This window comes from Nesterenkonia sp. E16_10, from assembly GCF_017347085.1.
Lineage (GTDB): Bacteria > Actinomycetota > Actinomycetes > Actinomycetales > Micrococcaceae > Nesterenkonia.
In genome coordinates this window covers 116,726-131,691 of sequence record NZ_JADPSA010000042.1, presented here as the reverse complement: position 1 = coordinate 131,691, position 14,966 = coordinate 116,726, and the positions used below count along the sequence as shown (strand labels likewise).

At 68.4% G+C, this 14,966-nt stretch carries 16 protein-coding genes; 12 read left to right on the top strand and 4 right to left on the bottom strand.

Annotated elements, in window-relative coordinates; genetic code table 11:
* Window positions 1–159: 159 nt before the first annotated feature.
* A complete protein-coding gene (locus I2487_RS13820; protein ID WP_207170115.1) occupies window positions 160–537 on the top strand; it encodes a DUF2267 domain-containing protein in 378 nt (125 codons plus the stop codon).
* Window positions 538–630: 93 nt separating this feature from the next.
* Here the strand turns inward: I2487_RS13820 and I2487_RS15605 are convergent, their stop codons facing one another.
* Complete coding sequence (locus I2487_RS15605) at window positions 631–1,020, bottom strand: hypothetical protein (protein ID WP_255546419.1); 390 nt, start codon at window positions 1,018–1,020, stop codon at window positions 631–633.
* Between the two features lie 152 nt (window positions 1,021–1,172).
* Here I2487_RS15605 and I2487_RS15600 point away from each other — a divergent pair, with 152 nt between their 5' ends.
* From I2487_RS15600 to I2487_RS13805, 3 genes are all read left to right on the top strand, one after another.
* Complete coding sequence (locus I2487_RS15600) at window positions 1,173–1,706, top strand: hypothetical protein (protein WP_255546418.1); 534 nt, start codon at window positions 1,173–1,175, stop codon at window positions 1,704–1,706.
* Window positions 1,703–3,409 carry an ABC-ATPase domain-containing protein gene (locus I2487_RS13810; RefSeq protein WP_207170116.1) on the top strand — a complete coding sequence of 569 codons (1,707 nt, stop codon included), beginning with the start codon at window positions 1,703–1,705 and terminating at the stop codon, window positions 3,407–3,409. Before I2487_RS15600 ends, I2487_RS13810 begins: the two co-directional genes overlap by 4 nt.
* A gap of 117 nt (window positions 3,410–3,526) precedes the next feature.
* Entirely contained in the window at window positions 3,527–4,573 is a 1,047-nt protein-coding gene (locus I2487_RS13805; protein ID WP_207170117.1) for a CorA family divalent cation transporter, read from the top strand.
* Here I2487_RS13805 and I2487_RS13800 read toward each other — a convergent pair.
* Both I2487_RS13800 and I2487_RS13795 read right to left on the bottom strand, forming a co-directional pair.
* Window positions 4,551–5,072, bottom strand: coding sequence for a DUF3995 domain-containing protein (locus I2487_RS13800; RefSeq protein ID WP_207170118.1), 522 nt, complete (start codon window positions 5,070–5,072; stop codon window positions 4,551–4,553). The genes I2487_RS13805 and I2487_RS13800 overlap by 23 nt on opposite strands.
* On the bottom strand, window positions 5,069–5,677 hold the full coding sequence (locus I2487_RS13795) for a TetR/AcrR family transcriptional regulator (protein WP_207170189.1): 609 nt from the start codon (window positions 5,675–5,677) through the stop codon (window positions 5,069–5,071). Before I2487_RS13795 ends, I2487_RS13800 begins: the two co-directional genes overlap by 4 nt.
* A 197-nt stretch (window positions 5,678–5,874) precedes the next feature.
* Here I2487_RS13795 and I2487_RS13790 point away from each other — a divergent pair, with 197 nt between their 5' ends.
* The 5 genes from I2487_RS13790 (at window position 5,875) to I2487_RS13770 (ending at window position 11,838) form a co-directional block, all read left to right on the top strand.
* The gene (locus I2487_RS13790) at window positions 5,875–6,717 is read left to right on the top strand and encodes an alpha/beta fold hydrolase (RefSeq protein WP_207170119.1); all 843 of its coding nucleotides are present in this window, start codon (window positions 5,875–5,877) and stop codon (window positions 6,715–6,717) included.
* A gap of 70 nt (window positions 6,718–6,787) precedes the next feature.
* Window positions 6,788–7,228, top strand: a complete 441-nt coding sequence (locus I2487_RS13785) for an OsmC family peroxiredoxin (protein WP_207170120.1) — start codon at window positions 6,788–6,790, stop codon at window positions 7,226–7,228.
* A 118-nt stretch (window positions 7,229–7,346) separates the two neighbouring features.
* Window positions 7,347–8,411, top strand: coding sequence for an NAD(P)-dependent alcohol dehydrogenase (locus I2487_RS13780; RefSeq protein WP_207170121.1), 1,065 nt, complete (start codon window positions 7,347–7,349; stop codon window positions 8,409–8,411).
* Window positions 8,412–8,608: 197 nt separating this feature from the next.
* Window positions 8,609–11,389 carry an HAD-IC family P-type ATPase gene (locus I2487_RS13775; protein WP_207170122.1) on the top strand — a complete coding sequence of 927 codons (2,781 nt, stop codon included), beginning with the start codon at window positions 8,609–8,611 and terminating at the stop codon, window positions 11,387–11,389.
* A gap of 41 nt (window positions 11,390–11,430) precedes the next feature.
* Entirely contained in the window at window positions 11,431–11,838 is a 408-nt protein-coding gene (locus I2487_RS13770) for a RidA family protein (protein WP_207170123.1), read from the top strand.
* Window positions 11,839–11,893: 55 nt separating this feature from the next.
* On the opposite strand, the gene I2487_RS13765 is transcribed toward I2487_RS13770, so the two are convergent.
* A complete protein-coding gene (locus I2487_RS13765; protein WP_207170124.1) occupies window positions 11,894–12,991 on the bottom strand; it encodes an SDR family oxidoreductase in 1,098 nt (365 codons plus the stop codon).
* A 113-nt stretch (window positions 12,992–13,104) separates the two neighbouring features.
* On the opposite strand from I2487_RS13765, the gene I2487_RS13760 reads away from it, so the two are divergent.
* From I2487_RS13760 to I2487_RS13750, 3 genes are all read left to right on the top strand, one after another.
* Complete coding sequence (locus I2487_RS13760) at window positions 13,105–13,557, top strand: hypothetical protein (protein WP_207170125.1); 453 nt, start codon at window positions 13,105–13,107, stop codon at window positions 13,555–13,557.
* Window positions 13,547–13,843, top strand: coding sequence for a transcriptional regulator (locus tag I2487_RS13755; protein ID WP_218624158.1), 297 nt, complete (start codon window positions 13,547–13,549; stop codon window positions 13,841–13,843). Before I2487_RS13760 ends, I2487_RS13755 begins: the two co-directional genes overlap by 11 nt.
* Window positions 13,844–13,933: 90 nt before the next feature.
* Window positions 13,934–14,962, top strand: coding sequence for an NAD-dependent epimerase/dehydratase family protein (locus I2487_RS13750; protein WP_207170126.1), 1,029 nt, complete (start codon window positions 13,934–13,936; stop codon window positions 14,960–14,962).
* The last annotated feature ends 4 nt before the right edge of the window (window positions 14,963–14,966 follow it).

The following is a 14,966-nucleotide window of genomic DNA, read 5'->3' as shown; positions in this document are numbered from 1 at the left end:
ACCCGCCTCTGGTTCGACAGGGCCCGGGGTCCCATGTTTACCGTGGAGGAACCGGCCGGTCGGGCCCGCCGGCAGCGAATGTATCCTGCCGGCACGCGAGAGCGGACGTTCTCGCCTCCGCGCAAGGCCCGCTGGCCATCGCAAGTGAAGGAGCAACAGATGCGCCACGACGAATTTCTCAAGACCGTCACCGAGAAGGGCGGTCCCTCGGATCGCGAGCAGGCCAGCCAGCTGGTCAACGTGGTGCTGGAGGATCTCGGCAAGCGGCTCAAGGGTGGCGAAGCGAGCGACCTCGCCGCGCAGCTGCCCGAGGAGCTCAAGGCACCGCTGACCGAGAACGCCGGAACCGATACGCTCGACGACGTGGATGAGTTCCTGCGTCGAGTCGCCGGCAAGCTCGAGCAGGGTGTCGGCACCGAGGAGGCGCTTGACCAGGTCAAGGCCGTGTTCTCCACCCTCGCGGACTCGGTCTCCGAAGGCGAGATCAAGGACCTGCGCTCGCAGCTGCCCACAGGCTTCGCGCCGCTCTTCGCCTAGAGTGTGCTCACCCGCCCGGTGCACGGGCATCTCCCGCTGGGCCACCGGCCCAGCGGGTGGGTGACCTCATGACGAGGTCCTCGTCGCCACCAGCTAAGGAGCACCTGAGGCTGTGCCTGAATCCGCGAAACCCTTCCATATCAGGCTGCTCGCCGATCCGGGACTGCCTACGCGGCGCGTGAACTCGATCCAGCAGTCCTTCACCGAGGAGGCGCGCAGGCTGCTCCACGGTGAGGTCACGGTGTCCTCGGCGACCAAGATACTGCGCATCCGCCCCGACGCGACCTTGGACATCGACGCGGTGCGCGAGATGGAAGAGGACCATGCTGAGGCCGATGCCGTCATCATGCTCACCGAGATCCCGCGCCACACCAGCGGGCATCCGCTGATCTCGGAGATCTTCCCGAAGAACAACGTCGCGATCGTGTCCTGCCCCACGCTGGGCGCCTGGGCCACCAAGAGCCGCATCCAAAAGGTCTTCATCGGCTCCTTGCTGCGCCTGCTTCCCCCCCGGAGCGAGTCCGGATCCGCAGGCCTTCGACCAGCGCTGGAGCCAGTGGAGGTCCACCGAGCGCGAGGATGGCCTCGGTCTCTTCGCCCACACCCTCACCGGTGGTCCCCGCACGGTGGCCGGCATGGTGCTGGGCAACGATCCGCTGCGCACCGTCCCGAAGCTCACCAGCGCCTTGGGTGCAGGTGCGGCCACCGGAGCCTTCGGCATCTTCTACAGCTCGATCTGGCAGATGGCCGACGCGTTGAGCACCACGCGGCTGGTCCTGGTCGGCCTCGCCGCAGTGGTCACTATGATCTTCTGGCTGGTCGTCCGCGAGGGGCTCTGGGATCGGCCGAAGCACCGCAGCCTCGCCACCGTGGTCACGCTCTACAACGGCTCCACCGCGATCACCCTGTTGGTCTGCATCCTGCTGCTCTACGTGTTGCTGGTGGGCGTGATCTTCCTGGCCGGGCTGGTGATCATCGACGCCGAGTACCTCGCGACCGTGATCGGCGGCGAGGTCAGCCTGCTCAACTACTTGAACATCGCCTGGTTCAGCGCGGTCATGGGCGTCTTCGCCGGCGCCATCGGATCCAGCTTCGACTCCGGGGCGGACCTGCGCCGACTGACCCACGGACAGCGCGAACGTCAGCGCGAATACACGGAGAGTGCATGAGCCATCAGCAGACCCTGCAGCAGATCCTGACCTCGATCGACGGCCGGGGGTACGCGTCCTATAAGCAGCTCAGCGGGCGCCACCGCCTGGGTCGGTTCACCCTGAACGTGGACAAGGTGCAGGTCGACCCGTTCGCTCCGCCCTCACTCATGCGGATCAGCCTGTCCCGCGAGGACGCCGGACTGCCGGCGGACCTGCTCGATGATCGACTCGGCCGGATCGCCGCCAGCGACTTCCTGACCCGCGCCGTCGCCGCGGCCGTGGACGCGGATGCCGCTGAGGGTTCTGGCTCCGCGGCGAGCATCAGCATCGGGCGCCCCGGACAGCAGGTGCTCGAGCGCACCAGCGTGGTCATCACCGAGGACCTGATCACCGCCCGGCTCTCCGTGGCGCTGCCCGCGGCCGGACGCCGAGCCCTGGGAGTCAAGGCCGCCCGGCTGCTCACCGAGACCCTGCCCCGGGTGGCCGAAGCCTCGCTGCTGCACACCAGCCTGGACCAGGACGCGCTGCGCTCCCACGTCACCCTGCTGCGGGACCAGGAGGATCTGCGCGCCCAGCTCACCGCGGCGAAGCTGGTCTGCTTCGCCGCCGACGGGTCCGTGCTGCCCCGCCAGGCCGGGGACTCCGATCTGCCGCTCGGCGTGGACGCGGTGGAGTTTCACAGCCCCGACTCGCTGCGTCGCAGCTTCACCCTGCCCAGCGGCCGTCAGGTCACCGGGATGGGCGTGCCCGAAGGCGTCACCGTCATCGTGGGCGGCGGCTATCACGGCAAGTCCACGCTGCTGCGCGCCATCGAACGCGGGGTCTACCCGCATATCGCCGGGGACGGCCGGGAATGGGTGATCACTCGGGACTCCGCAGCCTCAATCCGGGCCGAGGACGGCCGCAGCGCCGCCGGCGTCGACATCTCCCCCTTCATCTCCGGGCTGCCCTCCGGTGCGGACACGCGCAGCTTCTCCAGCACCAACGCCTCCGGCTCCACTTCTCAGGCCACCAACCTGGTCGAGGCCGTGGAAGCCGGCGCCTGCGCCCTGCTCATCGACGAGGACACCTCGGCGACGAACTTCATGATCCGCGATGACCGGATGCGCCGACTGGTCCCGGCCGAGCGTGAGCCGATCACCCCGTTCGTGGACCGGGTCCGCCCGCTGTTCACCGAGCGCGGGGTCTCCACGGTGCTGGTGGCCGGTGGATCCGGAGCCTTCTTCGAGGTCGCCGACCAGGTCATCGCGCTGCAGGACTACCGGCTGCGCGAGGTCACCGCGGAGGCGCACCGGATCGCCGCAGACCACCAGGCGACGACGACGCGCCCCGCGAGCCCGGACTCGGGAGTCTTCACCACGGACCCGGCGCGGGTGCCGCGCCGCGCCTCGCTGGACCCGGGGAAGAAGACCAAGCCCGCGCGCAGCCGCGGGCACCGGATGATCCAATATGGCCGCGAGGACATCGACCTCACCGCAGTGGCGCAGCTGGTGGACCCGGCACAGACCGAGGCGCTGGCCAAGGCGCTGGACCGGCTCGCGGAGCAGGCCGACGACGCCCGGGACATCGCCGCCCTGGTCGCCGAACTCGTGGAACGCCTCGACGTCGAGGGTCTGGACGGCCTCTCCCCGCACCGCGGACACCCCGGCCACCTGGCCCGTCCGCGGACCCAGGAGATCCACGCCGCGATCAACCGGTATCGCGGCCTGAGCCTGCACTGAGCCTCTACCGAGTCCGCACCGTGCCGCCACCGAGTCGCAGCCGAGTCGCTGGGCTACGCTGAGATCCGATCGGGCATCGGGGCAGGTGCTGATCTCGACGCGATCCCAGGGAGCGCAATGGCCATCACCATGCGGCGGTTCACCGCTGACGCGGCAAGCTCCGAGGTGACCTCCTTGGACGCCACCCCGAGGGCGGACCCCGCATCGGTGCTGCTCTGGGTGGACCTCACCGGGGAAGACCTGCCAGCTCTTGGAGGAACCGCCGCCGCATTGGGGCTGCGGCCCTCCCAGCTCGAGTTCCTCCGCGGGGACCGCAGTCGGCTTCCCATTCCCGCCGCCTCGGGGGAATCGATGGCCGCCGTGCTGCACCGGGTCTCCACCACCGCCTCTGAGGCGGCTGCGGACACCAGGTTCCGCTTCTCGGAGCTGCGTCTCCTCGCCGCAGACGAGCTGGTGGTGACCGTCCAGGCCGTGGAGGCGGGGCAGGACGCTCTGGACCTGCAGGCGCTGCTGGAGTCTGCTCGATCCTCGCACTCGAGGAGCGCGGTGAGCTCCTCGGAGGCCGTGGCGAGTCTGGTCGGCGCGGTGTTGCGCGAGTATCCGGCAGCGCTGGATGAACTCGAGAACGCGATCGAGACGATGGAGGGCATTCTGTTCCAAGAGGCCCGGCTCGATGCGGCGCTCTCCCATCGGATCTACCAGCTGCTGCAGAAGGTGCACCGCTTCGACTGGGCGCTGCGCCCCCTGGAGTCGGTGGCCACCGACCGCGCCGCAGCCGCCGCCGAGTCCGACGCGGCCGGAGAGGCCTCATCCAGCTGGGCCGATCTGATCATGCGGACCCGAAGGATGCGCGACCGAGTGGAGCTGCAGCGGTCGCACCTGGAGAACGCCGTCGGGCTGCATTCGACGCTGTTGACCATCGAGCAGAACGAGGCCACGCGCCGGCTCGCCGACGCCTCCTACGCCCAGGGGGAGCAGAGCAAGAAGATCTCGGGCTGGGCGGCCATCCTGTTCGCTCCGACGCTGATCGCCTCGATCTATGGGATGAACTTCCGGCATATGCCGGAGCTGACCTGGTTCTGGGGCTACCCGTTGGCGGTGGCGCTGATGGTCGGGCTCAGCCTGACGCTGTGGACGGTGTTCAAGCGGCGACACTGGCTCTGAGCCGCCGCAGACCGGCTGCGAGCACCAGCCCCCAGAGCAGCAGCATCGGGTACCAGAGCAGCGCCTGACCGAGCCGCGCCGTCGGATCCTGCAGGTCCAGCCCGGGCCACAGCAGCAGCCCGGCGTTGATGAGCAGACCCGCCGCGCCGTAGACGATCAGCCCGGCGGCGACCAGCCGGGAAAGGTTCCACCAGCGCGCCTGGCGGGAAGTCGGCTCGTGGGAAGTCGACCGGCGGGAGCTCAGCTGGCGCGGGATCAGCCGGCGGGAGGTCAGCTGTCGGGCCGCCACCAGCGGAACCACCGCTGCGCCGGTCTTGCCCAGCGCGATGCCCAGCAGGGCGAGGCCGGTCAGCCCCGGCATGTCGGCGCGCAGGTCGATCAGCCACTGCCCGATGCTGCCCAGCAGCGCGTCCCCGCCCGCGGCCCAGTAGTAGCTCGGCGCCGCGTTGAGCAGGCCGAGCAGGCCTGCGCACCAGATCAGCGCCGTGGGGTGCTTCATCGGACCGAGTGGGTCCGGGTCGACTCTGCGACGCTGAGCAGCGCTTCGGCGGCGCGGCGCGCCTTGAGCGCCATCGCGGAGTCTCCGGTGATCGCCGCCGTGGTCTGGGCTCCCTCGGCGAGCAGCATCAGCTGATCTCCGAGCTCCTCGGAGAACCCTGCCTCGGTCGCAAGCTGCTCCATGAAGCGCCGGAACTCGCGCTTGTGGTCCGCGGCCTTGGTGGCCACGGCGGGAGATTCGGTGGCGAGCTCTCCGAAGGCGTTGATGAAGACGCAGCCACGGAAGGAGTCCGAGCGGAACCACCCGGCGAGATAGTCATAGATCGCCAGGAGCCGGGCGCGGGGGGTGCCCTCCTGGGCCACGGCGGCGGCGATCTCATCGGCCCACATCGTGTGGCGGTAGTCCAGCACGGCCAGCACGATGGACTCTTTGGATGGGAACACCGTGTAGAGCCGCTTCAGCGAGACTCCGGCGTGCTGCCGCAGCGCGTCCATGCCCACGGCGCGGAAGCCGTGGGCGTAGTAGAGCTCATCTGCCGCCTCGATGATGCGCTGGCGCAGCGGATCGGCAGACTGTTGCAGCTGTGCGTCCCCCTGACGCGCCATCACGGCCCTTTCCTTGAGTTTGAATATCGCGGTGTTTCAGGATCACGGTGCCTCGGTGACCCAAAGCCTTGCGCACCCTCGCGTTTCCGCGCTTTTCATGGTGCCGTCATCCCAGTGTACTTGCAAGAGAACGACGGTTCTCTTAGGCTGAGGACCACGGAGAACGAACGTTCTCCGACCCTCAAGGAGGAACTGACATGTCTCACGTCACCGTCGGAACCGAGAACAGCACAGACGTCTCGCTCTACTACGAGGACCACGGCGCGGGTCAGCCCGTCGTGCTCATCCACGGCTACCCCTTGGACGGCTCATCATGGGAGAAGCAGACCTCCGCGCTGCTCGACGCCGGCTACCGCGTCGTCACCTATGACCGTCGCGGGTTCGGGAAGTCCTCCCGCCCCACCACTGGACACGACTACACCACCTATGCCGCCGACCTCAACGCCCTCATGGAATCCCTGGACCTGCGCGATGCCGTGCTGGTCGGGTTCTCCATGGGCACCGGCGAGGTCGCCCGCTACCTGGCCGACCACGGCTCAGACCGGGTGAGCAAGGCCGTCTTCCTCGGCTCGCTCCAGCCCTTCCTGCTGAAGACCGAGGATAACCCCACCGGCGTGCCGCAGGAGGTGTTCGACGGGCTCTTCGAGGCCGCCACCAGCGATCGCTACGCCTTCTTCACCGCGTTCTTCGACGACTTCTTCAACACCAAGGACAACCTGGGCAGCCGACTCAGCGAGGAGGCCCTGGCGGCGCACAAGAACCTTGCCTACGCCGCCTCCCCGCATGCCTCGGTCTGGGCCCAGCCGACCTGGCTCACCGACTTCCGCGAGGACGTCGCCGCCGTCGGCCGCTCCGGCGTCCCAGCGCTGATCGTCCATGGGACCGCAGACAACATCCTGCCGATCGATTCCACCGGCCGGGTCTTCCACAAGGCGCTGCCCTCCGCGGAGTATCACGAGATCGACGACGCCCCGCATGCCATGCTCTGGACCCACGCCCAGGAGGTCAACGAACACCTGCTGACCTTCCTGCGCTCCTGATCACGTCCAGGAAGCATCCGGACACAGCCGCAAGACTGACGCTGAACCCACCCATTCAAGGAGAACAGATATGCCTACACGCACAGCACGCACCGCCTGGAACGGATCACTCGAAGAGGGCTCCGGCGAGGTCGAGCTCAGCAGCTCCAAGATCGGCACCTACGGGGTGTCCTTCCCGAAGCGCGCGGCCGACGACGCCGACGGCAGCACCAGCCCGGAGGAGCTCATCGCGGCAGCGCACTCCTCCTGCTTCGCCATGCAGCTCTCCGCCGAGCTCACCAACGCCGGTGGCACCGTCGAGACCCTCGACGTCCGCGCTGATGTCTCCATGGGCCCAGACCAGTCGGGCGGCTTCAAGCTGACCGGGATCAAGGTCACGGTCAACGGCAAGGTCAGCGGCATCGACGAGGACACCTTCGTGAAGTCCGCCGAGGCCGCCAAGACCGGCTGCCCGGTCAGCAAGGCGCTCACCGGGGTCGAGATCACCCTGGACGCCACCCTCGAGAGCTGATCCTCGCGGGCCCACCCGGGCCCACCACACTTCTGCAGGGTCGCGGCGCGCATCTCATGCTCGCTGCGGCCCTGCGCCGTGTCCCCCTCTTTCTACTTCCCCTAAGGAAACACGTTTCATGACCACAACGATCACAGCGCTCCAGGCCGACAGCGCGGAGTCCAGCTTCACCACCCGCACGCTCGAGCGCCGCAGCCTGGCCACCGATGATGTCCGGATCGCCATCCGCTACGCCGGCATCTGCCACTCCGACATCCACCAGGTCCGCGACGAGTGGGGCGGCACCTCCTTCCCGATCACCCCGGGTCACGAGATCGTCGGCGACGTCGTCGAGGTCGGTGCCGATGTCTCGAAGTTCAAGGTCGGCGACACCGTCGGCGTCGGCTGCTTCGTGGACTCCTGCATGGAGTGCGAGGCCTGCAAGGACGGTGAGGAACAGTTCTGCAGCCAGGGCGTCGTCGCGACCTATAACGGTCAGAACAAGGACGGCGAGACCACCCACGGCGGCTACAGCCAGCAGATCGTGGTGCGCGATCACTTCGTGCTCAGCGTTCCCGAGAGCCTCGACCCCGCCGCGGCCACCCCGCTGCTCTGCGCCGGGATCACCACCTACGCGCCGCTCAAGCGCTACGGCGCCGGCCCCGGCGTCAAGGTCGGCGTCATCGGCATGGGCGGACTCGGCCACGTGGCCGTGAAGATCGCCGCCGCCATGGGCGCCGAGGTCACCGTGCTCAGCCGCACCGACAGCAAGAAGGAAGACGGCCTGGCCTTCGGCGCCACCGCCTACCGCGCCACCGAAGACGGCTCGGCGTTCAAGGACCTCGCCGGCAGCTTCGACCTGATCATCAACACCGTCGGTGCCTCGGTCAGCCTGGACTCCTTCCTCGGCCTGTTGGGCCGCGGCGGCACCATGGTCAACCTCGGCGCCCCGAGCGAGGAGCAGTCCTTCCAGATGTTCTCGCTGCTCGCCATGCGCCGCAACTACGCCGGCTCCATGGTCGGCGGGCTGCCCGAGACCCAAGAGATGCTGGACTTCTGCGCCGAGCACGGCATCACCTCCACGATCGAGCTGATCAACGCCGACCAGGTGGACGAGTACTACGAGAAGGTCGTCTCCGGTGACGTGCGCTACCGCGCCGTCATCGACATCGCGTCCCTGGACAAGGCCGACGCCGCCGCCTGATCGCGCTGGACGCTTCGGGGAACCCCGCAGCGCCCGCGACGATGAACGCCCCGCCCCGCCAGGAGCTCTCAAGCTCCGCGTGGCGGGGCGTTTGTCGTAGGGAGGACTCTCTTGGGCCGAGCGGCCCCCGAGCACGCTGTCCATGAAGCACCCGTAGGCTGGAGAGCACTCGTTGACCCCGGGACGAAGGAATCGTTGTGAGATCACCCGCCCAGACACCGTCCACGCACGAGACCACGGGAGCCGACGTCGCAGCCGCCTCCATCGAAGACGTCGCCTCGGCCTACGCGGTGGAACACCAGAAAGTCCTGCGCCGCCTGAAGGTCGACCCCGAACGGGGACTCAGCTCGGAGGCGGTCGCGGCGAGCCTGGAACAGCACGGCCCGAACCGGCTGCCGGACCCGGTGCAGGACCACCCCTTCATCCGGTTCATCAAGCACTTCAACGACGTGTTGATCTACGTGCTCATCGGCGCCGCCGGACTCACCGCGCTGCTGCAGCACTGGGCCGACACCATCGTGATCCTGCTGGTGGTCGTGATCAACGCAGTCGTGGGCTTCCTGCAGGAGGGCCGCGCCGAGCGCGCCCTGGAGGGCATCCGGGACATGCTCTCTCCCAGGGCAGATGTCCGCCGCGAGGGCTCCTGGGCCACGGTGGACGCCGAGCTGGTCGTTCCCGGAGACATCGTCCGGCTGCGGACCGGGGACAAGGTCCCCGCCGATGTCCGCCTCATCCACACCGCCGACCTCGCCATCGAGGAATCGGCGCTCACCGGTGAATCCGTCCCCTCCGAGAAGACCACCGAGGCCAGCGAACAGGGCGCCCCTCTGGGGGACCGCACCTCCATGGCGTTCTCCGGCACCATGCTGACCTCGGGGACCGCGACCGGCGTCGTCGTCGGCACCGGCGAGAACACCGAGATCGGGCGCATCAACACGATGATGTCCGAGGTTGAGACCCTGGAGACTCCGCTGACCCGGCAGATCGCTCGATTCGGCAAGGTGCTCTCCCTGGGCGTGCTTGTGCTGACGCTGCTGCTGGTGGGTCTGGGCTGGGGCCTGCACGGCACCCCGATCGCCGAGCTGCTCCAGGCCGCCGCCGGGTTCGCCGTGGCCGCGATCCCGGAGGGCCTGCCGGCGCTGATCACCATCACCCTGGCGCTCGGCGTGCAGACCATGGCCAGGCGCCACGCGATCACCCGCAAGCTCTCCGCCGTGCAGACCCTGGGCAGCGTGACCACCATCTGTTCGGACAAGACCGGCACGCTGACCAAGAACGAGATGACTGCCGAGCGCCTCGTCCTCGCCGATGAGACCTTCGAGATCTCCGGGACCGGCTACATCCCGGAGGGCGAGGTCACCCTGCAGGGTCAGCAGGTCACCCTGGAGCATTCCGGGCTGCGTCGCTTCGTGGAGATCATGAGCCTGACCAATGACACCGAGCTGATTCGCAACGAGGCCGGCAGCTGGACCATCGCCGGGGAGCCCACCGAGGGCGCGCTGAAATCCCTGGCGGGCAAGCTCTCCTTCGACGACGACTCGGCCTCACGACTGGCCACTCTGCCGTTCAGCTCCGAGAACAAGCTCATGGCCACCACGGCGGCGCTGCCTGAGGGCGAGACCTTCGTGCTGATCAAGGGCGCTCCGGACCGGCTGCTGGCCCGCTCCACCAGCCAGCTCACCGCGCAGGGCCAGACCGCTGCGCTCGACGCCGAGGCATGGAACGCACACATCGACGCCCTCTCTGCGGATGGTCTGCGCGTCCTGGCCGCCGCCTGCCGCCCCGCCCACACCCAGGACCGCGAGTCGCTGACCATGGAATCCCTCGGTGAGGAGCTGATCTTCGTCGGCGTGGTCGGGATCGTGGATCCTCCCCGGCAGGAGGCCATCGACGCGATCAAGGTCTGCCACGACGCCGGAATCCAGGTGAAGATGATCACCGGCGACCATGCCGGCACCGCCACCGCGATCGCGCTGCAGATGGGCATCGACAACGGTCAGGGCGCCATCTCCGGCGCCGAGCTCGAGGCCACCGACGACGAGGGGCTGCGGACGCTGGCCCAGCGCCACCACGTGTTCGCCCGCACCTCCCCTGAGCACAAGCTGCGACTGGTCCGCGCCCTGCAGGCCGAGGGTGAAGTGGTCGCGATGACCGGCGACGGCGTCAACGACGCCCCCGCGCTGCGCCGGGCCGACGTCGGCATCGCCATGGGCCTCAAGGGCACCGAAGTCACCAAGGACGCCGCCGAGGTGGTCCTCGCCGACGACAACTTCACCACCATCGAGGCAGCGGTGGAGGAGGGCCGCCGGATCTATGACAATCTGCGCAAGGCGCTGGTCTTCCTGCTGCCCACCAACGGCGCCCAGGCCACGGTGGTGCTCCTTGCGGTGGCCTTCGGCTGGACCCTGCCGCTGACCCCGCTGCAGGTGCTCTGGGTCAATATGGTCACCGGTGTCACGCTGGCCTTCGCGTTCGCCTTCGAGCCCGCCGAGGACGGCATCATGCGACGCAGGCCCCGTGACCCCGACGCCGGAATCGTGGATACCCGGCACGTGGTGCAGATCGCGGTGGTCTCGCTGCTGATCGCCGCGGTGACGATCATCGTGTTCCGCTGGCGCATCGACGCCGGCGACGATCTCGAGGTGGCCCGCACCCTGGCCACCACGGTGCTGGTGGTCTGTCAGGTCTTCTACCTCTTCAGCGTGAAGTCCCTGGAGAAGTTCAGCCTGAGGCCCGCGGTCTTGTTCAAGAACAGGCTCGCCTGGCTGATGGTCGCGGCGCTGACCCTGTTGCAGGTCGGGTTCATCTACCTGCCCTGGCTGCACACGATCTTCGACACCGCGGTGCTGGACCCGTTCTACCTGCTGATCACGCTCAGTTCAGGGGTGCTGGTCCTGGTGCTCACCGAGTTGCTGAAGCTCGCGCTCTACGCGGGCCGCGCCTCGGACCCTCGCAGCTCGCCACACAGCTCGGCATGACGCCGACACGGCCCATGCAGCCTCACCGAAGGAGCCACCCCTTGCCGACCGCCGTCACACTCATCAGGTCGCCCTCGCTCGCGGAGTCCGTGGAGTACGCCTATGCGGCCACAGCCCCCGCCGATGCACGGCTGATCTTCCTGGCCGGGGCGTGCCCGCTGGACCGGGAGGGCGTCACCGTGGGCGTCGGCGACTACGCGGCCCAGGCGGAGCAGTGCGTGGCGAACCTGCGCACCGCATTGGGTGAGGCCGGGGCTGGGCTCCACGACGTGGTGAGCACCCGGGTGCTGGTCGCCTCCACCCGCCAGGCGGACCTGGTCACCGCCTGGCGCGTGGTGCGCGAGACCTTCGGTGACCACGATCCACCCAGCACGCTCCTCGGTGTGACGGTGCTCGGCTACGATGCGCAGCTCGTGGAGATCGAGGCCGTGGCCGCGGTGCGGGACTGACCGCGCTGCTGGATGCTCGGCTCAACCGATCACCCAGCTCAGCGGGCGCATCAGATCAGGGGATGACGCGATCCGCGCGGTACCGGGCGAAGAGATCCTTGAACGCCTGCTCGGTGCGGCGGTGGGAGAGGAATCCGGCGTTTCGGCTCTTGCCCATATCGGTGACGACCTCCATGTCCCGGCCCAGATCGGCGTCGGTATGCCACCAGGAGGCGAGCCGGCCGATGTCGGATTCCACGAGTCCGTGCTTCTCCGCGATGCCCGGCCAGGCCGCCTCATGCGGGGCCATCTGCTGCTCCAGCGGTCGCGGCGCCTCGGCGTAGCCGACGACGCGCTCGGCTGGCACGCCGAGATCTGCGGCGAGCCGGGGCCACATCCAGCGCCAGCGGAACACGTCGCCGTTGACGATGTTGAACGCCTCGTCGGACCCGGCCGGATCAGTGGAGGCCCAGATCATCTGTTCGGCGAGCAGTCCGGCGTCGGTCATGTCGGTGAGACCGTTCCACTGCTGCTCACTGCCCGGGAAGACGAAGTCGAGGTCGAGCTCCTTGGCCAGCGTGGCCTGCACGGCGATGGTCAGTCCCATGTTCATGGCATTGCCCACGGCGTGGCCGATGATCGTGTGTGCACGGTGCACCGAGAAGTGGAAGCCCTGCGTGGACGCAGCGGCGAAGAGCTCGTCCTCCTGCGCGTAATAGAAGTTGGGGGTCTCCAGGCGCGGCTCCTCCTCGTGGAAGGGCGTATCGGGAGTCTCTCCGGCGGCGTAGGCCTCGAAGGGTCCGAGGTAGTGCTTGAGCCCGGTCACCAGCGCCACGTGCTGCAGCGGCGCATGCGCCAGGGCGGCCAGCAGGTCGCGCAGCATGCCGCCGTTGACCGCGATGTTCTCGGCCTCGGAGTCCTGCTTCTGCCAGGCGGTGAAGAAGACATGTGTGGGGCGCTCGTCGGCCAGCGCGGCGCGCAGGCTCTGCGGGTCGCGCAGGTCTGCGGCGACCCCGCGGATGCCCGGGGCGGAGGAGGCGCTGCGTGAGAGCGCGATGACCTCCCAGTCTTCCTCGATGAGCTGGCGGGCGATCGCCGAACCGGTGATCCCGGAGGCCCCGACGATCAGTGCTGTCCGGGCGGTGGCAGCGGTGGATTCTGCAGTGGAAGTCATGCCCGGTGGAAGCCGGCCAGGACCGAAGAAATTCCCCTGGACCTGGGAGGGAGAGCCGAGACACATCGGCCCACCTCTTGTTTCCATGCAGGAAACTCGTTAGTGTTTCCCATATGGAAACACAACGGTCAGGCCCGACCCCGGAGGAGGCCCGTCGCGCCCTGGACGCGGCCGAGCAGGAGGAGCAGGCCACCATCAACCGGCCGGTTCCCGCCTGGTACTTCCCGAGCCTCGCCCTTACGGCGTTCACGATCGCCGGCTCCAACGCGATCGAAGGCCTCGGTGTGCCGATGCGCATTCTCCAGGTCGCCCTCATCGTGCTGCTCGCCGCAGGGATGGGCGCGATTGCAGGTGTGGTGAGTGTCCGTGAACCTGCTTACCAGGGGGTCCGCGTGCCCTGGGGCAAGGTCTGCGCGGGAGGCCTGGCGGCAGGAGCAGTGCCGATCGCCGCGATCCTCCTGGATGACGCCCTGGGCTCCTGGGTCTGGCTGGTGGCCGGCGCCATCCTCGCTGCGGGGATCCTCGCCGTCGGCATCCCCTATCAGCGGCGGCATCGTGGCGCCTGAGCCGGCCTTCGACGCGCTGATCCACGCCCCGCATCGGTTACGGATCTGCGCGATGCTCTCCCAAGCCTCGAGCATCGAGTTCGGCGAGATCCAAGAGCGCACCGGGCTCTCCAAGTCGGCGCTGAGCAAACATCTGACTCAGCTCACCGACGCCGGATACCTCAGCGAAGAGCCCTTCGTCTTCCAGGGCCGATCCCGGTTGATGCTCGCCCTGACCCCTGCCGGACGTGAGGCGTATCTCGCGCACAAGGAGGCACTCAAGGCGCTCCTGGAAGACCAGGGCTGAAGGACCCGGCATCGGCTTCATTCGATGCTGAGCTGCCGCTGAGAGCGAAACACTGTTGTCCCTCCACGGGTCTTCGCGTTGGATCGGCCCATGGGACAGATCTTGATCCTCGGCGGCACCGGGTGGCTCGGCCGCGAGATCGCGACTGCCGCCCTCGAGGAGGGCCATGAGGTGACGGCCTTGGCTCGTGGGTCCTCCGGGGTCACGCCTGAAGGTGTGCGGCTGATCCGGGCTGACCGCACCGAGCCTGGGGCGTATGACCAGGTGCAGCACGCGTGGGATGAGGTCATCGAACTCTCCTGCGCGCCGCCGTTGGTGGAGTCAGCACTAGAGGTTCTCGCCGGGCACGCCCGGCACTGGACGCTGATCTCCAGCGTGTCGGTCTACGCGCGCAACGATCAGCCCGACGCCGATGAGACGGCCCAGCTCGTGGAGCCTCGGGACCTTCAGGACTACGCCGATGCGAAGGTGCACGCCGAGCGCATCTCTCGTGCCCGGCTGGGGGAACGGCTGCTGATCATCCGGCCCGGGTTGATCAGCGGACCTCGCGATCCGAGCGACCGGTTCGGGTATTGGCCCGCACGCTTTCAGCGCGGTGGGCCGATCCTGGTCCCCGAGGCTGCGGGGCGCTGGGTGCAGACGATCGACGTGTCCGACCTCGCCGGCTTTATCCTGCTTGCGAGCTCCACCAGGACCGGCGGAGAGCTCAACGCCGTCGGGCACAGCATCAGCCTCGAAGAGTTCTTCACCGAACTGGGGTCCGCCGCCCCGGCGGGCACCACACTGGTGAGCGCGACGGACGAGTGGCTGCGCGAGAACGATGTGCGGCATTGGGCCGGGCCACGGTCTCTGCCGCTGTGGCTGCCGCGGGCCGATGTCGCTTTCGCCCGGCGCAGCAACGCAGCATTTCTGCGGGCCGGCGGCACGCTCAGACCTTGGAGCCACACCACTGTCCGGGTACTTGAAGATGAGCGGCTGCGCGGGCTCCTGCGGCCACGTCGATCCGGGCTCAGCCTCGACGAAGAGGCCGAGCTGCTGCGCCTGCACCGGAGTGAACCGGTCTTCGGCACCCCGGGCGATCCGATCCAAAGCCAGGACCTAAGCTCCAAACAGCGGTGACTCC